The organism is Corallococcus sp. AB030 (assembly GCF_003668965.1).
Taxonomy (GTDB): domain Bacteria; phylum Myxococcota; class Myxococcia; order Myxococcales; family Myxococcaceae; genus Corallococcus; species Corallococcus exiguus.
Genome location: NZ_RAWQ01000040.1, coordinates 17,622 through 39,400, shown reverse-complemented (window position 1 = coordinate 39,400; position 21,779 = coordinate 17,622). Strand labels below are relative to the sequence as shown.

Genomic DNA, 21,779 nt, shown 5'->3' with positions numbered 1-21,779 from the left:
ATGGGAAGGCTTCGCAACCTCTCACAGGAGCCCAGCCCCATGAACTCCCAGAAGCCTTCCGTCATCCCCCACCTCCCCCGCCGCGCGCGGACCCTGACCTGGAGCCTCCTGGCGCTCGCCGCCGCCGGCTGTGGCGCCAGCGACAGCGCCAGCCCCGGCACCCTGGCGGAGCGCCCCCAGTCCCTCACCGAGCTGCCCACCCGCTGCCTGGACATCCGCACCGCCCAGCCCGGAGCGCCGGACGGCGACTACAAGCTGTATGTGGCGGGTGACCCCAGCGCGTCCTGGACCGTGTACTGCCACGACATGGCCGGCACGCCCGCCGAGTACCTCACGCTCACGCGCACGGACGCCGACTCCAACTTCTCGCGGTACACCGCCGGCGGCTTCTCCCCCGGCACCGACGTGCTCACCCACTTCACCCGGCTGCGCATCGCCCCCGCGACCCTGCGCGTGGACACGGCGGACCAGACCTTCGCCTCCTCCACCGGCGCGCTGACGCACTCGCCGGACACCGTCACCGCGATGCCCTACGGCGTGGCCATGACGTGCGGCGGCGGACAGGGCCAGGGCAACGTCGACCTCCGGGGCACCCCCTTCACGGTGGAGGCGCAGGCGTTCAGCGTGGGCGGCGCGAACGGGACCGGCGCCGCCGTCTCCAGCGAGCACGGCCAGGTCGTCACGCTGTCCGGTGACGGCATCTGCGGCTGGGTGGGCCCGCAGGGCAGCTACAACCCCTTCAACCAGCATGGCGGCCTGCTCCAGCTCCACTACCGCGGTGAGAACTTCCCCGCGACGTGCCAGGACGTCCAGGCGGCCCGCCCCGGTGCGCCGGACGGCGAGTACGCGCTGTTCGTGAACAAGGACCCGCTGAAGCGCTGGACGGCCTGGTGCCAGGACATGGCCGGCACGCCCAGGGAGTACCTCTCCCTGGTGCACACGGAGGAGGGCGCCAACTACTCGCAGTACACGTCGGGAGGGAACTCGCCGGGCACCGACGTGCGGACCCGGTACACGCGCGTCAGGCTGAACCCCGTCACCCTCGCCGTGGACACCGGGGACCAGACCTTCGCGACGTCCAGCGGCTCCCTCAAGCACGTCAACAGGGAGCTTGTGACGGCCATGACCTACGCGGCCGCCATGGGGTGCAGCCGCACGGGCCTGGCCAACGTGGACCTGCGAGGCACGCCGTTCTCCGTGCCCACCGGCAACATCGTCCGGGCCGGCCCCTCCAGCGAGTCCTCGTGGTGGGCCTTCCACGACAACAACCAGGTGGTGGAGATGCGCGGCTACGGAGGCTGCGGCTGGGTGGGCCCGCAGGGCAGCTACAACCCCTTCAACAAGAACGGCGCCCTGCTGCCCCTGGCGTACACCGTGCCGCAGCCGTAGCCCCTGACGCTCAGGGAGACGGCTCCAGCCCCGCGCCGGGCTTCACCAGCACGGCGCGGGAGTAGGCCATGAGGAAGCCCAGGCGCATGGCGTTGCGCTCCGTGGGGATGCCGGGCGAGGACATGATGGCCGCCAGGTCACTGCCCTTCTCCAGCCCTCGCGCCAGCCGCGCGGCGATGAGCGCCTGCTGCACGCCGAGCCGCCGGTACGCGGGCAGCACCGACGTGCCGAACAGCGAGGTGAGCCCGTCGCTCACCTCGCAGCTGCCGGCCCCCACCGCCACGCCGTCGAGCCACGCCACGTACGAGTCCGAGACGGGGTTGCGCGCCGCCTTCAATCCCATCTCCAGGAAGATCGCCGGCATCGACTCGCCCTCCGGGACGAAGCCGCTGCCGGCGACCTCCACGAACCGGTGCACCGCCGCGTCGTCGGACGGATCCACCCGCTCGACGCGCAGCCCGGCGGGAGCGCCCCGGGAAAGCCGCGACAGGTCCTCCCCCACCTGCAACGGCCGGTACAGCACCGTCTCGAACTCGCGCAGCACGAAGCCCCGGTCCGCCAGCCCCTTCAGCAGGGGCTGCGGCGCGAAGGGGCTCAGCTCCGCCTTGGGCTCCACGCCACGCGACGCGAAGAAGTCCACCAGCGCGTCCAGCTCCGCGTCCGTGACGGCGCGCTCGAAGCCGTAGCCGCAAGACTTGTTGATGTAGGACCCCACGCCGCCGAACGCCATCCAGCCGTCCGCGAGCGGCGCGGACGCCGTCGAAAGCGCCACCGCGGAGGTGGCCTGTTTGCGCTCGAACCGCCGGGCGATCTCCACCAGGTTCACGTCGTTCATCCTCCCCGTCTACACCGGGACGGGCCGCCGCGTCAGGGCGTCGCTGCGCTCACCCAGGCCCGTTTCCGTGGGGTGGCGGGGGCGAGGACAGCAGGCCGTCCAGCACGCCGTAGGCGTAGAGCGCCGCGAAGGCGTAGGCCCCCACGAGATAGGAGACGTTGAAGGCCCGGGCCGTGGGTGCGTCCTGGGCCGAGTAGCGGCCGTCCGGGCCGCGCAGGGACAGGGCCACGCCCAGGGAGACCGCGGACACGGCGAACGTCGTGCCCTGCCCTACCGCGAGCGCGGTGCCCTTGGAGCGCTGGCCGTGCACGAGGTGGCCCACGCCGAACGGCACCAGGTACCAGCCTCGCGAGGCCGGGCGGGATTCGACCAGGACGGGAGCGGTGATGGAGCTCGTGGGCCCGGGCAGGAGCACGGGCGGGCGGAGTCGGGCGGCGCGCTGGACGATGCGGTCATGGCGCCGCGCGCGCACCCGTTCGATGAAGGCGATGAAGTCCGGCGGATACACCAGGGGGTCCAGCTTCGCGTCGGGGTCGAGCGCGAGCCCCTCCACGGCCTCGTGCTCCGCGCGGGGCAGGTCCTCCTGGGCGTGGAGCGTCGCCGCGAGCAGCAGGTGGGCTTCCGCCTCCTCCTGGGGATGGGAGAGCCGAGGGGGCTGGAGCAGGGCCTCCAGCGCGGTCCGGGCGCGGGGCAGGTCGCCGGACTGATAGGCCTCGCGAGCGGGGCCCAGCGGAGAGGACGCCGCGAGCAGCAGGGCGACGATGGCGGTCTTCATGGAGCGGCCCCCAGCACGAGCGTGGTGTGGGTCCCCGCCACCGCGTCGAGCGATTGCCTCAGCACGTGGCCTCCCGGGTCGCGGACGGACAGGAGGTGTACCCCGTGCGAGAGCTTCAATGGGTCGCGCAGCGGGGCCACGCCCACCTCCACGCCGTCGACGAAGACGCGGGACGCCGCGGGCGCGACGAGGGTGACCTCCGCGTCGCGCACCCGGAGGGAGACTTCACGCGAGACGGTTGCGCCGGCAGCCACTTCGAGCACTTCCTCGACGGGCTCGCACAGGGGGTTGGCGAAGCGGAGCCGGTGCGTGCCGGGAGACAGCCGCAGCTCGCGCAGCCGAGGGGTGTAGCCCCGGCTCTGGCCGTCCACGAACACCTCGGCCCAGGGGCGTGTCGCCACCGTGAGCGTCGCGAAGTCCCGGGCATCCGGGACACGGACGGGCAGCTCGTCGCCGGGGGGCTCCGGGGACACGGGCCGTTGCAGAGAGTCCTGGGCGGGGCGGGCCAGCGGCGCTGGCGCTGCCCGAGGAGACCTGCCCGGAGCCTCCGGACGCGCGCCCCGGACCGGCGTCCCGGAGGCCGCCTGAGGCAAGGGACGCGAAGGTCTTTGCGCTGAATCAAGGCGGGCGACGGCCACGGGCGCGGCGGAGGCCTCGCTTGTGGCGGGCAGGCCAGCGCCGGGCGGTGCCGAGGCGGCCGTTGTCGCAGTGGAGTCGTCACCGGGCGAGAGCGCGGCGGAGGCGGCATTTGTCGCAGTGGAGTCGTCACCGGGCGCGAGCGCGGCAAGGTCCTCCGACGTGGCAGGCGAGCCCGCAGCAGGAGCAACTGGCACGGCGGTCTGCACCGTTGCCTCCGGATCCGTCGCGGGCGCGGACGCCTGCCCCGTGGCCACCGCCGGACTCCTGGCGCCACCCGCGCGCCATGCCCATGGCCCCAACCCGCCCGACACCGCCGCGAGCACCAGGGCCGCCAGGAGCGCTCGCTTGTGCTCCGCCCACGAGCGCGGGAGCGCCTCCCACGCGCTCCGGGCGAGACCCTTCCTCATGGGCCGCGAGCGCAGGAGCGCCAGCACCTCGGGGGCCCCGGGCCGGAGCGCCAACGCGGCGTTGAGACACCGGGCAGCCCGGGCGCCCTGCCCCGCGGCGAGCAGCGCACGGCCTTCGCCCAACAGCCGCTGGAACCGGTCCTCGCGCCAGCGGGCCACGCAGGACTCCGGAGCCTGGAAGAAGGCACGCGACGCTTCGGCGGGAGCCCCGACCCACGGCCGCAGCACCGCCTCCAGCTCCTGCGCCAGCGCCCCACCCTCCACGGGCCTGTCACGCGCATCCCGGGCAAGACACCGCGCGACCAGCGCCGACAGGGACTCAGGCGTGCCCGGCGCGGCCTCCACCAACGGCGGCGCATCGCGGGTCATCACCGAGACCGCCAGCCGGGCACTGCCCTCCCCTGCATGGGGCGTCGAACCGGTGCACAGCTCGAACAACACGACGCCCACCGCGTAGACGTCCGACGCCGGGGACCACGCCCCGGTATCCATGCGCTCCGGCGCCATGTACGGCAGCGAGCCGATGACGGCGCCAGTGCTCGTCAGCCGGGCCTGGTCCGCCAGCGCGGCGATGCCGAAGTCCGCGAGCTTCAGCGGCCCTCCACGCGCCACGAGCACGTTCTCCGGCTTGACGTCCCGGTGCACCACGCCGCGCGCATGCGCCGCGTCCAGCGCGCGGGCCAGCTCCCAGCCCAGCAGCGCGACGGCCTCCGGCGGCAATGGAGCCAGGCGCCGCGCCAGTTCGCGCAGGTTCTCGCCTTGCACCCATTCACAGACGAGGAACGGGCCGCGCACGGCGTCCTGGCCAAAGTCATGCACCGCCAGGACATTGGGGTGCTGGAGCGAGGCCACCACCTCCGCCTCCTGGCGGAAGCGCTCGGTGAAGCGGGCGTCCAGGCCCGGGTGCAGCACCTTCACGGCCACGCGGCGGGACAGCTGGAGGTCGAGGGCGAGGAAGACCGTCGCCATCCCGCCCCGCCCCAACTCCTGCTCCAACTGGTAGCGGCCGGCCAACAGTTCGCCCGTCATCGCGCGCGCAGTCTAGGAAGCGGGATCCGCGCGATCAAACCCCCGGGCGCCCTCACTGCTGGCACACGCGGAGGGTGGAGCCGGGGAGCTGCACGCACGTGCCTGCCTGTCCCCCGGGACACTCCGCATCCGACCGGCAGGGTTGGTGACAAGTCTTCCCACGTCCCAGGTTTGCGCAGAAGCCGCAGCGGGCGCAGTCCATGGAGGTCTCGCAGGAGTCGCCCAGGTGCTCGGGGGGCAGGCCCTCGCAGGTATCGACGCACAGGGACTCCGGAGCCGGTGAGCATTGGTAGCCCGTGGGGCAGCCCGGGTCGCAATCGCGTGTACAGCGTCCCTTCACGCAGTACGCGAACGTCGAACAGGCCAGGGGGTCGGAGCAGGGCTCGGTGAGGCGGGGGCCCGATTCGCATTCCCTGTAGACGTCGGAGCAGCGCTGCCCCTCGGGACACTCCCGGTCCGCGGCGCAGGAGCGCACGCAGGCGTCTCCCAAGCAGCCGGCGTCCAACTCCTCACGCACCTGGATGTCGAGCGGACACCCCGGGGCCACGAGCAGGACCCACAGCAGGACCGAGAGCGGGAAGCGCATGGGCTCAGGACTACATCAAGGAGTGAGATATACGCACGCGGTGGCGCTCGCCACGGCCGCTAATCCTCCTCCGTCTGAAGCCAGAACCATTCTTCATTGGAACGGAGCGCTCCGCCCAAGAACTCTGAAAAGGAGCCCGCGATCTGGCGGTTGTAGGCAGGGTCTGGAAACGCTTCGCGGTAGCCATCCCGGATGGAGTACCGGCCCTCCGCCTGCTGGTTCACGTCGACGAAGATGTAATTGGTATCCCGCACCTCGCAGACCGCGTACCAGGACGCGGGACCCGCCCTGTCTGTGTCCTCCTTGAGGAGGACGACACGAGCGCGGCGAATCTTCGCCAGCGGGTAGAAGAAGAACGCGGGGTCGACTCGGTCGAACAATTTCGCGCCATCGCAATGCAGGTAGAAGGCACGAAGGTCCGGGTCCAGGCGCCACCCGACTCTCTGCTCAAAGGCCTCGATCTCCGACGGAGTCGCGGGCGGGTTCGGGAAGTGGAGCCGTGAAACCTCGTCCAGAAGCGCCGACATGGCTTCGGAGCTACTCGCCATAGGGGTGATCCACTCCTACACGCGTCCACGGAGGCTGGTTCGCATAGCATTGGTTGTAGGGGCCCAGCAGATCCTCGTGAAGGTCCTGGGGAAACGGCAGCAGGTTGTCCCAATCGGTGGGGTTGCCGCCATGTTGAAGGTCGCGGATGTGATGGCCCTGGTAGGGCTTTCCGTCGGCTTCCGTCGGCCAGTCACCGAACCGCCGGGACCATTCCTCACGGAACCCCTTGCGCGCCTTGTTCCAGCGATTGCGAGCAGCTTCATTCTGGCGAGGCGTCAGTGCTCCGTAGTTGCAGCAACAATGCGCCATCCCAAACCGGCTGCCGGCCTGAATCAGCGTGCCCTGAAAATCCATCTTCACGTCCGCCAGCCACATGCATCCCTGGAGGACGTGGCCGCTTCCCGCGCATTTCTCCTGGCAATAGGTCATGAACTGGGAGCTGCACTGCCACGGCCCATAGTAGATGACGGTGCGGAACTGCCCGCCTCCTGGCACGTTCATGAGCGGCCCACGCCACATCCGAACCGCACCAGCACTGGGTGCCACCGGTGCTTCGGCACAACTCACGGCCACGACGACAAGAGCTGCGAGCAATCGCCACAATAGGACACGCGCACGCAATCAGGCCTCTCAGTCCTCTTCCCCCAGGTATCGGAACACGGAGCGCACACCGATGCCCAGGGCCCGGGCCGCCTCCTTCTTGCTGCCTCCGCTGCGGGCAATGGCCTCGCGCACATAGCGCAGCACGAAGGCATCGCGAGCCTCATCCAGGGGCACCCGCGGTGCCGTGTCCGCGGCCAGGTCCAGGTCCTCGACGCCGATGAGTTCCCCGGAAGCGAGGATGGCCGCGCGCCGCACGCGGGACACGAGCTCGCGGACGTTGCCCGGAAAGGGATGACCGCGCAGGGCCTCCGCCGCCTTCTGCGTGAAGCCCCGCGCACGCGCCCCCTCCTGCTTCAGGACATGGTGCGCGATGAGCAGCACGTCCTCACCGCGCTCCCGCAGCGCGGGCACCTCCAGGCGCACCTCGTCCAGCCGGAAGAGGAGGTCCTCCCGGAAGGCACCCCGAGCGACGAGCGCCTTCAACGGCTGATGCGTGGCGGCCACGACGCGCATGTCGACCCTGCGGGGACGATGCTCGCCCAGCCGCGTCACCTCGTGCTCCTGGACGACGCGCAGCAGGCGCGACTGGAGCGGCAGCGGCATGTCTCCAATCTCATCCAGGAACAGCGTGCCCCCATCCGCCGCCTCCACCAGCCCCGCGCGGTCGGAGGTCGCGCCGGAGAACGCCCCGCGAACGTGGCCGAACAGCTCCCGCTCGATGAGGGACTCCGGAAGCGCCGCGCAGTTGATGGCCACCAGCCGTCCGCGCCGGCCGCTCCGCCGGTGAAGCGCGCGGGCCACCTCCTCCTTCCCCGTGCCCGTCTCTCCCTGGATGAGCACATGCAGGGACGTGGGCCCCAGGCGTTCCACCTGCCGGTAGAGGTTCCGCATGACCGGGGACTCACCGATGAGCCCTTCGAACGTGGCCGCGGCGATGCGCTGCGTGAGGCTGTCCACCTGGGCGCGCAGCTCCGTCAGCTCCCGCGACGTGGCCAGCAGCAGCGCCGCGAGCGACGACAGCGCCATGGCCTCCTCCAGCTCGCGAGTCGAGAACGGAGGGCTGCCCAGGCGCCGTCCCAGGTACACCGCGCACAGGGGCGCGGAGCCCGCGCGAAGTGGCAGCACGAGCGCGGACGTCAACCGCAACGCCAGGACACTGGGAGCCCCCGCGAGCGCCGCATCCGCCGCGATGTCCGGCACCAGCACCGGAGCCCCCGAGCCCACGACTTGATCCACCAGACTGTCCACCACCACCGAAGCCGGCACGGAGCCGGTGGCCCCCAGCACCTGCCGCCGGTCCCCCTCCACCGACACGACGAACCCCACGTCCGCGGAGGCGACGTCCGCGATGCCCCGCAGCGCCGCCTCCAGCAGCTCCGACGCAGGGCGCTGCACGAGCAGCCGCGAAGCGAAGTCCGTCAGCACGCCCAGCAGGCGGGACGGCGTCGAGGAAGGCTCAACCCGGACCGGCGCCTCCGAAACCATCAGCGTGAGCGAAGCCCTGCCCACGCTGAAGGACTCCCCCGGCTCCAGCGGCGCCAGCTCCACCCGCTTGCCGCGAACCCGGACGTCACAGTCCGCGCTGGCGGCGGACACCGTCCACCCGCGCGCGTCACGGAACACCAGGGCGTGGCTGCCCTTCACCCCCGGTGCGGAGAGGACGACGTCGCACGCCGGCTCGGAGCCCACGGACACCACCGGCTTCTCCAGCGGGAAGGAACGGCTGTCCGGGAGGGTCAGGAAGAAGCGCACGGAGCGAAGGCCTCTCAGGAGGAACCACCATGGAGCGTCCGACGTCTTCCACCTCCATCCCATTCATGCCCTTGAAGGGCCACGCAAAGACTCCCTCCGAGGCATGTCCATCGCCCATGGGAGGGGGGCCAAAAGACCCCGCCCTCCCCCGTGGATCCTTGGACAACCGCACGCGTGGCATGCTGTCGCGGTCAGCGGGATGTGTCGCCTTGGCCACCCGCACTCGAGGTCCCATGTCCACGGCCATTCCTGTCCCGGCGGTTCCTCCGGTCCAAGTGGAGCTGCTCAGCGCACCCACGTTGAACTTCGCCATGGAGCAGAGCGGCGTTCCGCTCATCCGGGAGGCACTCATCCGGAATACAGGTGAGCGGGCACTGGGACCGACCACACTCGAGCTGCAGTTGCTGCCCGACCTGGGAGAGCCCCTTCAGCTCCCCGTGCCGCCACTGCCTCCGGGCGAGGAAGCCAACCTCGGGGTCATCGACCTGCGCCTGCCCGCCGGGCGTCTGCGCTCGGTCGTGGAGGCGGAGCGGGCCCAACTGCGATGGGCGCTTCGTGAGGACGCCACGCTCCTTCGCGAGGGAGCCCTGGATGTCGAAGTCCTCCCCTACAACCATTGGCCCGGAACGCGCGCCCCGCTGGGCCTGCTCGCCACCTTCGTCACGCCCAACCATCCCGTCATCCCCGAACTGCTCAAGGATGTGCGGAACCTGCTGGAGCAGGCCCTGGGCGACGGCGGCCTGAGCGGCTACCAGAAGCGCAATCCCAGCCATGCTCGGGCCATGGCCGCCGCGCTCTACGAAGCCGTGCAGGCCTTGAAACTCGGGTACGTGGAGCTCCCCGCCAGCTTCGAGTCTCATGGACAGAAGGTGCGGCTACCGGATCAGCTCCTCCAGGAACGCATGGGGTGCTGTCTGGACCTCACCCTCCTCTTCGCCTCCGCGTTGGAGGCCATGGGCCTCCACCCCCTGCTCCTGCTCGTCCAGGGCCATGCGTTCCCCGCGGTGTGGCTGATCGACGAACGCTTCCCGGAAGGGCTCGTGGAGGACGCGGCCCGGCTGCGCAACCTCGTCGCACTGGGGCACCTGCTCCCCTTCGACTCCTCCACGGCGGTGGGCGCCGGGCGTCCCCCCTTCGAGCGGGCCATCAGCGAAGGGCTCAAGCACCTTTCGGAGGACAGCCGCTTCGTGGCCGCGCTCGACGTGAGCGTCCTCCGGTTCGATCGCTACCGCCCGCTTCCCCTTCGCGCCGTGGAGGCCCCACCCGCTGAGCAGGTGTCGAGCGAGCCGGCGCACGCGCGCATCCGGACGATCCTCGAAAGCGCCGCGGCGGCGCCTCCACCCGTCGAACCGAAACCCCCGAGCGCCCAGGTCCTCACGCGCTTCAGCCGCTGGAAGGAGAAGCTGCTCGACCTGACGCTGCGCAACAAGCTGCTCAACTTCCGGCTCGACACGCGGAGCGCCCTGGAGCTCCACATGCCGGACCTCGGCGCGTTCGAGGACAGCCTGGCGGGAGGCGAGGCCTTCGAGATCATCCCCGCCCCGGACATGGACTCGCTCGATGCCCGTGAAGCGAAGCTCCTGAAGGCCCGGGGCACCGGGGAGGAGGTCGCCACCCGCCGTCGCGGCGACCTGGACAAGGGACTGATCCACTCCCCGCTCCGTGAAGCCGAGCTCTGGTCCCGCGCCAGGTACCTGGAGCGCACGGCACGCACGGACCTGGAGGAAGGCGGCGCCCAGACGCTCTACATCGCCATCGGACTCTTGCGGTGGTTCGACCCGGGCGATCCCTCGACGGCGCGGCTCGCCCCGCTGCTGCTCTACCCCGTCGCCTTCCGCCTGGACCGCGCCCGTGAGCGACTGCGCATCGAGCGCCTCCCCGAGGAGCCCCTGGGCAACGTCACCCTGGTGGAGAAGCTCAAGCGCGAGTTCGGCCTCGACGTCAGTGCCTTGACTTCGCTCGAGCCCGACGAGAAGGGGGTGGACGTTCCCGCCATCCTCCGCGCCGTCCGCACCTCCATCCAGAAGCAGGCCGGCTGGGAGGTGCTGGAAGAGGCCCACGTGGGGCTCTTCACCTTCACCAAGTTCCTGATGTGGAAGGACCTGGAGGACAACGAAGAAGTCCTTCTCTCCAACCCGCTGGTCCGCCACATCGCCGCCGCCAGCACCTCCGCGCCACCCGCGAGCGGCACGGAGTTCCAACCGGAGCAACTGGACGCCGACGTCCCGGCCGGGGAGTTGCCCTGCGTCGTCAACGCGGACTCCACGCAGCTCGCCACCATCGCCTCCGCGCTCTCTGGACGCTCGTTCGTCATCCAGGGACCTCCGGGGACTGGCAAGTCACAGACCATCACCAACTTGATCGCCGCCGCGATTGCCCGGGGCAAGAGCGTGCTCTTCGTGTCGGAGAAGATGGCGGCGCTGGACGTCGTGTACCGGCGGCTCCGGGACGTGGGGCTCGAGGACTTCTGCCTGGAGCTTCACAGCCACAAGAGCAACAAGAAGGAAGTGCTCGCGTCCTTCGGCCGGGCCTGGGAGCGGACCCGGCAAACGCCCGTCCCACCCTGGAAGGCGCGTTCAGACGAACTCACCTCCCAGCGGGAGGCGCTCAACGCCTACGTCCGGGCACTCCATCGGCCCTGGCCCCTGGGGCTCAGCTTCTATGGCGCGACCGGCCGGCTCCTGTCCCTGGGGGATGCCCCGGACGTGCACCTGAGCCTTCCTTCCCCTGGAGACCTCACGGAAGCGCGCTTCCGCGAAGCCAGTCATGAAGTGGAAGGACTCGCCAGCACGCTTCGCGCCTTGAGGGCCCTGGGGCCGCATCCGTGGCAGTCGGTTCGCGGTGTCACGTGGACCCATGCCTTCGAGCAGCAGCTCCGAGACTCCCTGACCGAGACCCGCGCCGCGCTCGACGGCGTGGAGCAGACGGCCACGGCGCTCGCGGCCTCCACCGGCATCGACGTCCCCGGCTCGACGCAGGGTCTGCAGCCCCTGGTCGAGTTGGGAGAGGTCCTGGCCAGTGGACCGGTGCCCTCCGTCGCGCTGCTGGATGACGCGTGGCCCGAGGTTTCGCGAAAGCTCCAGGAGCAGTCGCTCGCCCTGCGCGAGCAGACCTCTCGCGAAACCCAGCTGGCCTCGCGCTGGGGGACGGGGCTCCTCACCCTGGACCTGGCGGCCCTTCACGCCCGGTTCCAGAAGTGGGCCGGGGCGTTCTTCCTCTTCGCCTTCTTCTTCCTGCGCGGCGCACGGAAGCAGCTCGCGTCGCTTGCCTCCAAGGGACTGCCCTCCAACCGCGACATCGAGAAGGACCTCGCCACCGCGCGACAGGTGCTGGAGTGGAGACCGAAGCTCTCCGACCAGGCCAACGCGCTCGCGACGACGCTGCGGGGCGTGCCTTCGCGGGACCTGACACACGCCGAAGCGCTGGAGGGTCTCTCCATCCGCGCGTTGAGGGTTCGCGACCTTCGAGGAGTCCTGGGCGTCGCCCGGGTCCAGGTCCCCACGGACGCGGCCTCCCGCGAGCTGCTGGCGACCCAGACCCAGGCGCTGCGAAGTGCCCTGGAGCGCCTCACGCGTGCCGAGAAGGCACTGAGCGCCCTGGTGAAGACCCGCTCCTGGGAGAGCGCGACCACACCTCACCACCGCGCCTCCTTGCGCCGGCAGCTGGACGCCTGGCAGTCAGGACTCCGCTCCCTGAGGACGTGGTGCCTCCACCAGGCCCAGGCCGACAAGGTCCGCGCGCTGGGTTACGGACCGTTCGTGGACGCGGTGGAAGCCCAGGGCCTCACGGAAGAGCAGTTGGGCACGGCCTTCGAGCGCGCGGTCCTCACCGCGTGGACCCATGCCCTGAGGGACAGGGAGCCCGCGCTGCGTGACTTCGAGGCCCGTGCCCACTCCACCCGGGTGGAGCGCTTCCGTCAGCTCGACGGCGAGCACGTGGTCCTCTCCCGCCAGCAGGTGATCTCCACGCTGGAGCAGAAGTTGCCGTCCGGCGTCGCCTTCGCCGCGGAGAGCTCGGAGCCCGGCATCCTCTCGCGGGAGCTGCGCAAGAAGCGGGGACACATGCCGCTGCGCAAGCTGCTGACCTCCATTCCCAGCCTGTCCCGGCGGCTCAAGCCCTGCTTCCTCATGAGCCCGCTCTCCGTCGCCCAGTACCTGCCCGCGGAGGGCCGTCGCTTCGACCTGCTCGTCTTCGACGAGGCCTCGCAGATTGGCACCCACGACGCCATCGGCGCGATGGCCCGCGCGGACCAGGCCCTCATCGTCGGCGACTCCAAGCAGCTTCCGCCCACCACCTTCTTCACCCGGGGCGAGGACCCGGAGGCGATCCCGGACGAGAACGACGTCATCGAACTGGAGAGCATCCTGGAGGAGGCCCTGGCGAAGCAGTTCCCCCAGCAGATGCTGGGCTGGCACTACCGCAGCCGGCACGACAGCCTCATCGACTTCAGCAACCGGCAGTACTACGCGGGCCGCCTGCATGTGTTCCCCGCCGCGCGTGCTCGCGTGGAAGACCTGGGCGTCAAGTGGCGCCACGTTCCGGATGGGGTCTATCAGTCCAAGCTGAGCGGGAAGTCCGCCGCCATCAATCCCCGCGAAGCGGAGGTGCTGGTCGCGGATCTGGTGAAGGCCTTGCGCCGCCACGCACCGCACGAGCGGACGTTCGGCGTCGTCACCTTCAGCGCCGTCCAGCAGCAGGTCATCCTCGAGCTGCTCGAAGCCGAGCGGGCGCGCTTCCCGGAGGTCGAGGCGCATTTCGCCTCGTCCGAGCCCGTCTTCGTGAAGAACCTGGAGAACGTCCAGGGCGACGAGCGGGACGAGATCTTCTTCAGCATCTGCTACGCGAAGGACGCCGCGGGGAAGCTGCGCATGAGCTTCGGTCCGCTGAACCGCGCGGGCGGTGAGCGGCGCCTGAACGTCGCCGTGACCCGCGCGCGGTGCGCCCTGCGGGTCTACTCCACGCTGACGCATGATCAGATCGACCTCTCGCGGACCGCCTCGGTGGGCGTGCGCCATCTGCGGGACTTCCTCCGCCGGGCCGCTGAAGCGGACGCCCTCGCGGCAGCCGCGGCCGAGCGCGAGCCGACGGACGCGCTGGAGCAGCAGGTCGCGCAAGCACTGCGCGAAGCCGGATGCACGGTGCACACCGACGTGGGGAGCGGCGGCTACCGGGTGGGCCTGGCGGTCGTCCACCCCGAGCGCCCCGGCGAATACATCCTGGGCGTGGAGTGCGACGGCCCCCGCTACAACTCCGCGGCGAACGCACGGGACCGCGAGCGGCTGCGTTCCGAGGTGTTGCAGGGCCTGGGCTGGCGGCTGCACCGCGTCTGGTCCCTGGGATGGGAGCAGGACCGGCCGGGGCAGCTGGAGGCCTTGAAGGCAGCGGTCCAACGCGCACTGGAGGATGCGAAGCAGCCACGGCCCGCGCCCGCTCCGCCCCCGCTCGCCGCGGAACCGCCCCCGGTCCAGCCAGCCCACACCAGCGCCCCGGCCACGCCCCAGCCCGTGGTCGCCGGTCCCAGCGCGTCCGCCCAGGCCTACGTCCCGGCGACCCTGCGCGCCATGAAGGAGGGAGCGGACCTCTTCGCCACCGCGTCGGACGCGTCCCTGCGGGAGCACCTCCAGTCCGTCATCGATCAGGAGGCACCGCTCCACGAGGACCTGCTGGCCAGGCGCGTCCTGGATGCCTGGGGTCTGACCAAGCTGACGCCCCGCGTGCGCAAGAGGCTGGAGGAACAGCTCCAGGCGCTCGCGAAGCGCGGGACCGTGACGATCCAGGAGGAGTTCCTCTGGTCCACCAGCCGGGGGCCGGCGCGGTACTCAGGCTTTCGTGGCGCGCATCCCGAACGCGAGGCCGCACACCTTCCCCCGGAGGAGGTGGCCAACGCCGCGGCGGCCGTGCTCACCCAGGCCCTGTCGCTGGAACGCGAAGACCTGCTCCGCGAAACAGCCCGCTGCTTTGGCATCCAGCGGCTGACCCGGGCGGTCATCCCGGTCCTGGAAGCCGGACTGACGCTGCTCCTTCAGCGAGGGCACTGCCAGGCCGAAGGAGAGCGGATGGTGTGGAAGCAATGACTCCCGCGGGACTGCGGCCTCACTCCTTCGTGAGGTCGTAGACCTCCTGGATGCTGTGCAGCGTCTGGACGAAGTCCAGCTTCAGGTCCTGGAGGATGCCGTTGCGCAGGTCGAACACCCACGAGTGCACGATGGGGAAGCCCCGCGCCAGGTAGGACTTCTGCACGGCGGCCGTCTTGATGATGTTGATGCTCTGCTCCAGGACGTTGAGCTCCACCAGCCGCTCGTAGCGCTTCGTCTCGTCCGCGATGCCGTCCAGCTCCTGCTTGTGGAACCGGTACACGTCGCGGATGTTGCGCAGCCAGGGGTTGAGGATGCCCAGGTCCTTGGGCTGCATCGCCGCGCGCACGCCGCCGCAGCCGTAGTGGCCGCAGACGATGATGTGCTTCACGTCCAGCTGCCGGACGGCGTAGTTGATGACCGACATCACGTTCAGGTCGACGTTGTTGACCAGGTTCGCGACGTTGCGGTGCACGAACACGTCACCCGGCGCCAGCCCCATGATCTGGTTGGCGGGCACGCGGCTGTCCGAACAGCCGATGTAGAGGAAGTCCGGCTGCTGCGACACCGACAGCTTGGTGAAGTAGTCCGGATCCGAGCGGAGCTGTTCCTCCGCCCAGAGCTTGTTGTTCTCGAAGATCTTGTCGTAGGGCGTCACGGCCAGGACGGTCGCACGAGCAGGCCCCACCGTCGAGCGGTCACTTCCTCCAGTGTTCACGCGCGGCCACGAAGCATCCAGTCCCAGTACAGGCGCGGCAGTCCGTACTTCTTGAGCAGCCACAGGTCGCGGCGCTCCACGAAGGTGTTGATGAACGGAAGGCTCGGCGCGGGCCGGCCCTCGTAATCGAACTCGGCGAGCAGCATCCGCCCATAGCCCGTCACCAGCGGACAGGACGCATAGCCGTCGTACCGCGCGGTGGGCTCCCGCCCCTCCATCACGGCCACCAGGTTCTCCACGAGCACCGGCGCCTCCGCCCGGACGGCGGCGCCCGTGCGCGACGTGGGCAGGTCGCTCGCGTCTCCAATGGCGAAGACGTTCGGATGGTCGGGGTGCTGGAGCGTGTGCTTGTGCGCCTTGACCCAGCCCGCGTTCGGGCCGTCCGGATGCGCCAGCGCGCTGCGCTTGATGAAGTCCGGCGCGCTCTGCGGAGGCGTGACGTGCAGCAGGTCATACCCCACCGTCACCACCTCCCGGCGTCCGTCGCGCGTCACCGCGAAGAGCGCCTCACGGGTGTGCGCGCGCACCTCCACCAGGTCGTGGCCGAAGTGCGTCTCGATGCCGTAGCGCTCCACGACGCCCTCCAGCACGCGCGCGAAGGGCTGCACCGCGAAGAGCACCTTGCCCCCCGAGCCGAACACGACCCGCGACTTCTCCGCGAGCCCGCTCCGGCGCAGATGGTCCGCCACCAGGTACATGACCTTCTGCGGCGCCCCTGCGCACTTCACCGGCGTGGCCGGATGGGTGAACAGCGCAGTGCCGCCCTGGAACGCCCGCACCATCTCCCACGTCTTCGGCGCCAGCCGGAAGTCGTAGTTGCTGGACACGAACGGCGTCTTCAGCGCCTCGCGCAGGCCGCGCACCCGATCCCAGTCCAGCTGGATTCCCGGAGCGACCACCAGGAAGTCATAGGTCAGCCGCGCGCCTCCGCGCGTGAGCACCTGCTGACGGACGGGGTCCACCTCCTCCGCCCGGTCCTGGATCCACCGCGTCCCCTCCGGGATGTAGTCCGCCTCCGGCCGCACGGTGCTCGCGATGTCCGCGGCGCCGGCGCCCACCAGCGTCCACAGCGGCTGGTAGAAGTGCTGCGCCGAGGGCTCGAGCACGGCGACACCCTGCACGCCCTTGCGCCGCAGCCGCGCCGCGACCGTGATGCCCGCGGTGCCGCCGCCGATGATCAGCACCCGATGGTGCTCGGAGACGGACGAAGGCTTGCGGGATGGGGACGCCTCGAGGCGCGCGGACAAGTGAGCGGTCATGAGAGCACGCCGCGAGCCTGCCCACGACAACCCCACCGCGCCAGCTGCCCTGCGAGGCGAGTGCGCGTTGGCGAGACCACATCAAATATCGAAGGACGTCCCTTTCTCGGAGCCCGCGTTCCAGCGGACACTCCGTGCGATGCGCTGAATCCCCCGCTCCGCCGGCGGCCCCCGTGCAACGGAGATTCCGACATGCTCTTCCGCCAGCTCTTCGACTCCGAGTCCTCGACCTACACGTACCTCATCGGTGACGAGGCCACGCGCCAGGCCGCGCTCATCGATCCGGTGCTGGAGCAGGTGGACCGCGACCTGCGGCTCGTCAGCGAGCTGGGGCTCGTCCTCTCCCACGTCTTCGACACCCACGTGCACGCGGACCACGTCACCGCGTCCGGCACGCTGCGGGAGCGCACGCAGTGCCAGGTGGTGGCCGGGACAGGCGGGGCCCGGTGCGCCGACATCCAGGTGCGGCACGGAGATACGGTGCACGTCGGACAGTGCACCTTCCAGGTGCTCGCCACGCCGGGCCACACGGACGACAGCGTGAGCTACCTGCTGGGCGACCGCGTGTTCACCGGGGACGCCCTGATGGTGCGGGGCAACGGCCGCACCGACTTCCAGAACGGGAGCGCGAGCCAGCTCTACGACTCCATCACCCGCGTCCTCTTCCAGCTCCCGGACGCGACGCTCGTCTACCCCGCGCACGACTACCACGGGAACACGGTGACGAGCATCGGCGAGGAGAAGCGCCACAACCCGCGGGTCGCGGGCAGGAGCCGCGAGGAGTTCATCGAGGTGATGAACAACCTCCACCTGCCCCACCCCAAGAAGATCGACCTGGCCGTCCCGGCCAACCGCGCCTGCGGACGGACTCAGGGTCCGGCGCCAGAAGCCTGACCTCAGGCCGGCTTCGCCAGCGCCGCGTCAATGGCCTGGACCAGGCGCGGATCCTCCGCCGTCACATCCGGGGCGAAGCGGCCCACGACGCGGCCATCCCGGCCGATGAGGAACTTCTCGAAGTTCCACTGCACCTCCGGCTTCGGGTTGGCTTTGATGCCGTAGCCCTTGAGGTTCGCGCGCATGGGCCCGTCGCCCGTGGCATCCGGGATGGCGCCCGTCAGCGCGTGGTAGAGCGGGTGCTTGTCCTTCCCCACCACGGAGATCTTCGAGTACAGCGGGAAGGTCACGTCGTACTTCAAGGTGCAGAACTGCTGGATCTCCGCCTCGCTGCCCGGCTCCTGCCCATTGAAGTTGTTCGCGGGGAAGCCCAGCACCTCCAGGCCCTGTCCCTGGCGGCTCGCGTAGAGCTTCTGCAGGCTTTCGTACTGGGGCGTCAGGCCACACTTGGAGGCGACGTTCACCACCAGCAGGACCTTGCCCTTGTGCTGACCGAGCGTCCGGGGAGCGCCGTCGATGCCTTTGAGGGGGATGTCGTAGAGGTTCTGGCTCATGTTCACTCCTTCTGAGGGGGCGGCCACTCTAGCCCAGGCCCGCCAGGGGGTGGCCCCGGGCAGGTCCGGCAAAGTGCCAGCCCCGGTGTGGTGATTTGCGGCGGTCGCGGCGCGATGCAAGGCGCCGGCCCCTGGAGGGAACGGCTGGCCCGAGCCTTGCGTTGTGTGGACTCCCTCGCACTCCATGCACCGCCTCCTCGCCCCCCTCGTCCTCCTGCTCGTTGCCCTGGCCAGCGTGGCGGGCGGAGCCGTGTGGTTCATCCAGCGCGACCGGCAGGCGCTCGTGGAGCAGTTCGGGCGCGACCGGCAGGCCCAGTTGGAGGAGGCCGCCAGTGGCGTCGCCCGGTCGCTGGAGGACCTGGGGGACAACCTGCGCTTCGCGAGCGAGCTGCTCGCCCAGCCCGGCTCCGCCGGAGACCATCACAACGAGCTGCGTGCCCTGTTGGAGTCCGTGGGCCAGTACCGGGCCATCGCCGTGCTGGGCCCGGATGGCGAGGAGCGGCTCTTCCTGGTCGACCACAAGTCGCGCCACCTGCCGAGGGAGGCCGTCCACCCCCCGGCGATCGAGGACACCGCGCGGCAGGCGCTCACGGCCCCGGTGGGGCACGTCATCCCCTCGCCCCCCATCGAAGGTGCGTCCTCTGGGTGGATGCGCGTCTTCGCCATCCGCATCGACTCCGACACGCCCGGGGGCGGAGGCGTCGTCGCCATCCTCGTGGACACCGAACCCATCTTCGCGCCGCTGCGCATGGTGACGGTGGAGGAGAACACGCGGCTGCTCCTCCTGGGCGCCCACGGCACGCCCGCGCCCATGAGCGACCCGGCGCTCGCGTCCTGGCACCGGCGGCTGGGGGAAACCGAGGGGAAGCTCGTGCCGGGCCTGCGCACCCTGGTGGCGCGGATGCGCGCGGGCGCGTCCGGGTCACTGCGGATCAACGAGGCGGAGGCCTCGCGCCTGGGCCTGGGGTCCGCGGACGCGGTGGCCACGTTCCGTCCCCTGCGCATGCGAGGCGAGGCCTCCTGGTCCGTGGCCACGCTCTCCTCCACCAGCGCCCTGCGCGCCCACGAGCGCACCCTGGTGCTGCGCCTGTCATTGGCCGCGCTCCTCGTGGCGGTGTTCCTGGTCGCGTTCGGGACCTACGTGGTGCTCGCCAACCGCCGGGAGGTGGCGCTCCAGGAGAGCCTTCGCCACGCCGCGAAGTTCGCGCACCTGCACGAGAAGACACAGAAGATCCTCGACCACATCCCCACGGGCATCCTGGCCCTGGACCGCGAAGGCCGCATCAGCGCCGTGAACCAGGCCTTGCGCGCGCGCCTGCCGGCCACCGCCGTGGGGAGCACCCTCCCGGAGGCCTTCCCCACCGCGCCCATGGCCGCGGTGCAGCGGCTGACGGCGATGGTGCTGGCCGCGCGGGACAAGGGCGCCGTGCACAGCCTGCACGGCGAACCGCTCAGCCTCTTCAACGACAAGGACCAGTTCAACGTCCACGCCGTCCCGCTGGAGCACGGCGACGGAGAGGCGAGCACGCTGCTGGTGCTGGAGGACCTGAGCAACGTGCGCATGCTGGAGGACCAACTCCTGCGCGCGGAGAAGCTGGCCACGGTGGGCGTGCTCGCCGCGGGCGTGGCCCATGAAATCGGCACGCCGCTGGGCATCATCCGGGGCCACGCCGAATACATGCTCCAGAAGGTGGGCGGCGTGGAGCACCCGCAGGGCCGGGGCCTCAACGCCATCGTCACGCAGATCGACCGGGTGAGCCGCATCATCCGCCAGCTCCTGGACCTGTCGCGCCTGCAGCCCGCGCGAGCCGGCGTCGTCCCCCTGGCGCCGCTCGTGCGGGGCCTCCAGGAGCTGCTCGACGTGGAGGCCGAAAGGCGGCACGTCCACTTCGAGCTGGACGTGCCCGAGCGGCTGCCCAGCCTCGCGGCGGACGCGGATCAACTCCAGCAGGTGCTCCTCAACCTCGCCCTCAACGCCTGTGACGCTTGCAGCCCCGGAGGCCACGTGCGGCTGAGCGCCACGACGTGCATGGCGGGAGACACCCCGGCGGTGGAGATCCGCGTCCAGGACGATGGCCGGGGCATCGCGCCGGAGCACCTGCACCAGGTGTTCGACCCCTTCTTCACCACCAAGAAGCGGGGCCAGGGCACGGGCCTGGGCCTCAGCGTGGTGGCGCAGATCGTCCGCAACCACGGTGGCCAGGTGGGGGTCGAAAGCGAGCCCGGCCGGGGCACCGTCTTCACGCTGCGGTGGCCGGTGGCCGCCGCGCCCGGCTGGGAGGAACGGCATGCCGTCTAGTGCGCGCATCCTCGTGGTGGATGACCACGAGGAGATGGGACAGATGTTGAAGGAGCCCCTCACGGACGCGGGCTACCGCGTGGACCTGTCCACGGGGGGCGCGGACGCCATCGCCCAGCTGAGGGCCCGCGTCTACGACGTCGTCCTGTGCGACCTGCGCATGGAAGAGGTGGACGGACTGGACGTGCTCGCGGCGGCGCGCCGGCACGACCCGGAGCTCCCGGTGCTCCTGATGACGGCCTTCGGCGCGGTGGAGAGCGCCGTGGAGGCGATGAAGCGCGGCGCCTACCACTACCTCACCAAGCCCTTCCGCCTGGACGAGGTGCTGCTCCACGTCGGGCGCGCGCTGGAGTCCCGGCGCCTGAGGACCGAGCACCGCGACCTCAAGCGCCAGGTGGCCCAGCGCGGCGGCCTGGGCTCGCTCCTGGGACACAGCGTGCCCATGCGGACGCTCTACGAGCTCATCGACCGCGTGGCGGCCTCGGAGGCGCCGGTGCTCATCCGGGGCGAGAGCGGCAGCGGCAAGGAGCTGGTCGCCAGGGCGCTCCACTCCGAAGGGCCCCGGAGCCAGGCGCCCTTCGTGGCGGTCAACTGCACCGCCCTGCCCCACGCCCTGCTGGAGAGCGAGCTGTTCGGCCACATCAAGGGCGCCTTCAGCGGCGCCACCACCACGCGCCGGGGCCTCTTCGTGGAGGCGGACGGAGGCACGCTCTTCCTCGACGAAATCGGGGACATGCCCCCGGAGCTCCAGGCGAAGCTGCTGCGCGTCCTCCAGGACGGCGAGGTGCGCGCAGTGGGCGCGGATGGCTCGCGCCGCGTGGACGTGCGCATCCTGGCCGCCACGCATCAGGACCTGGACGCGCGGGTGAAGGAAGGCCGCTTCCGGGCGGACCTCTACTACCGGCTCAACGTCGTCTCACTCCGGGTGCCGCCGCTGCGCGAGCGCACGGAGGACATCCCGAACCTCGCGGAGCACTTCGTGGCGCAGGCCCGCGCCCGCAATCCGCGCTCCTCCGTCACCGCCCTGGCCCCGGAGGTCGTGGCCACGCTCGCGCGCATGCCCTGGCCCGGAAACGTGCGGGAGATGGAGAACCTGGTGGAGCGCCTGGTCGTCCTGGGAGCGCAGCCCACCGTGGACCTGGCCCAGCTGCGCCTGCACACCTCGGAGGCCGCGCCGGAGGTCCACCCCCTGGCCTCGGCCCACGGACAGGTGGTGCCGCTGAGACAGCTGGAGGGTGAATACATCGCGTGGGTGGTTGCCCGCTGTGGAGGCAACAAGACGCGCGCCGCGGAGCTGTTGGGGATTGATGTCTCCACCATCCACCGCAGGGAGAAGACCGACAGCGGCGTTTCGCAACGCTAGAACGACGCGCTTTGCGAGTCATCGCGCCACCGCGCGCGAGACTCCAGACGGAAG

14 protein-coding genes are annotated in these 21,779 nt (G+C 70.6%); 5 read left to right on the top strand and 9 right to left on the bottom strand.

The genetic code is table 11. From position 1 onward, the window contains the following. Positions 1 to 39: 39 nt before the first annotated feature. Positions 40 to 1,389, top strand: a complete 1,350-nt coding sequence (locus D7Y15_RS13030) for a GON domain-containing protein (RefSeq protein ID WP_158629043.1) — start codon at positions 40 to 42, stop codon at positions 1,387 to 1,389. 10 nt (positions 1,390 to 1,399) lie between these two features. Here the strand turns inward: D7Y15_RS13030 and D7Y15_RS13025 are convergent, their stop codons facing one another. The 6 genes from D7Y15_RS13025 to D7Y15_RS12995 form a co-directional block, all read right to left on the bottom strand. Further along, complete coding sequence (locus D7Y15_RS13025; protein ID WP_121752762.1) at positions 1,400 to 2,224, bottom strand: GNAT family N-acetyltransferase; 825 nt, start codon at positions 2,222 to 2,224, stop codon at positions 1,400 to 1,402. Between the two features lie 49 nt (positions 2,225 to 2,273). Continuing rightward, positions 2,274 to 2,999, bottom strand: a complete 726-nt coding sequence (locus tag D7Y15_RS13020; RefSeq protein WP_121752761.1) for a hypothetical protein — start codon at positions 2,997 to 2,999, stop codon at positions 2,274 to 2,276. After that, the gene (locus D7Y15_RS13015; protein ID WP_121752760.1) at positions 2,996 to 5,074 is read right to left on the bottom strand and encodes a serine/threonine-protein kinase; all 2,079 of its coding nucleotides are present in this window, start codon (positions 5,072 to 5,074) and stop codon (positions 2,996 to 2,998) included. Before D7Y15_RS13015 ends, D7Y15_RS13020 begins: the two co-directional genes overlap by 4 nt. A 645-nt stretch (positions 5,075 to 5,719) precedes the next feature. Then, positions 5,720 to 6,187 carry an SMI1/KNR4 family protein gene (locus D7Y15_RS13005; RefSeq protein ID WP_120576392.1) on the bottom strand — a complete coding sequence of 156 codons (468 nt, stop codon included), beginning with the start codon at positions 6,185 to 6,187 and terminating at the stop codon, positions 5,720 to 5,722. A gap of 10 nt (positions 6,188 to 6,197) precedes the next feature. Next, the gene (locus tag D7Y15_RS13000; RefSeq protein ID WP_217275963.1) at positions 6,198 to 6,710 is read right to left on the bottom strand and encodes a hypothetical protein; all 513 of its coding nucleotides are present in this window, start codon (positions 6,708 to 6,710) and stop codon (positions 6,198 to 6,200) included. A gap of 129 nt (positions 6,711 to 6,839) precedes the next feature. Next, a complete protein-coding gene (locus tag D7Y15_RS12995) occupies positions 6,840 to 8,564 on the bottom strand; it encodes a sigma 54-interacting transcriptional regulator (protein WP_121752758.1) in 1,725 nt (574 codons plus the stop codon). Between the two features lie 233 nt (positions 8,565 to 8,797). Here D7Y15_RS12995 and D7Y15_RS12990 point away from each other — a divergent pair, with 233 nt between their 5' ends. Continuing rightward, complete coding sequence (locus tag D7Y15_RS12990) at positions 8,798 to 14,638, top strand: DUF3320 domain-containing protein (RefSeq protein ID WP_158629042.1); 5,841 nt, start codon at positions 8,798 to 8,800, stop codon at positions 14,636 to 14,638. Between the two features lie 19 nt (positions 14,639 to 14,657). Here the strand turns inward: D7Y15_RS12990 and D7Y15_RS12985 are convergent, their stop codons facing one another. Further along, positions 14,658 to 15,356: a carbonic anhydrase gene (locus D7Y15_RS12985; RefSeq protein WP_233604928.1), complete on the bottom strand. Its 699-nt coding sequence runs from the start codon at positions 15,354 to 15,356 to the stop codon at positions 14,658 to 14,660. After that, positions 15,353 to 16,615: an FAD/NAD(P)-binding oxidoreductase gene (locus D7Y15_RS12980; protein WP_121752755.1), complete on the bottom strand. Its 1,263-nt coding sequence runs from the start codon at positions 16,613 to 16,615 to the stop codon at positions 15,353 to 15,355. The genes D7Y15_RS12985 and D7Y15_RS12980 overlap by 4 nt, the downstream gene beginning before the upstream one ends. A 192-nt stretch (positions 16,616 to 16,807) precedes the next feature. On the opposite strand from D7Y15_RS12980, the gene D7Y15_RS12975 reads away from it, so the two are divergent. Further along, the gene (locus D7Y15_RS12975) at positions 16,808 to 17,509 is read left to right on the top strand and encodes an MBL fold metallo-hydrolase (protein WP_121752754.1); all 702 of its coding nucleotides are present in this window, start codon (positions 16,808 to 16,810) and stop codon (positions 17,507 to 17,509) included. Positions 17,510 to 17,511: 2 nt separating this feature from the next. On the opposite strand, the gene D7Y15_RS12970 is transcribed toward D7Y15_RS12975, so the two are convergent. Further along, complete coding sequence (locus tag D7Y15_RS12970) at positions 17,512 to 18,063, bottom strand: glutathione peroxidase (protein WP_120581150.1); 552 nt, start codon at positions 18,061 to 18,063, stop codon at positions 17,512 to 17,514. 184 nt (positions 18,064 to 18,247) lie between these two features. On the opposite strand from D7Y15_RS12970, the gene D7Y15_RS12965 reads away from it, so the two are divergent. Both D7Y15_RS12965 and D7Y15_RS12960 read left to right on the top strand, forming a co-directional pair. Beyond that, positions 18,248 to 20,362, top strand: a complete 2,115-nt coding sequence (locus D7Y15_RS12965) for an ATP-binding protein (protein ID WP_121752765.1) — start codon at positions 18,248 to 18,250, stop codon at positions 20,360 to 20,362. Continuing rightward, on the top strand, positions 20,352 to 21,725 hold the full coding sequence (locus D7Y15_RS12960; protein WP_120581148.1) for a sigma-54 dependent transcriptional regulator: 1,374 nt from the start codon (positions 20,352 to 20,354) through the stop codon (positions 21,723 to 21,725). The genes D7Y15_RS12965 and D7Y15_RS12960 overlap by 11 nt, the downstream gene beginning before the upstream one ends. The last annotated feature ends 54 nt before the right edge of the window (positions 21,726 to 21,779 follow it).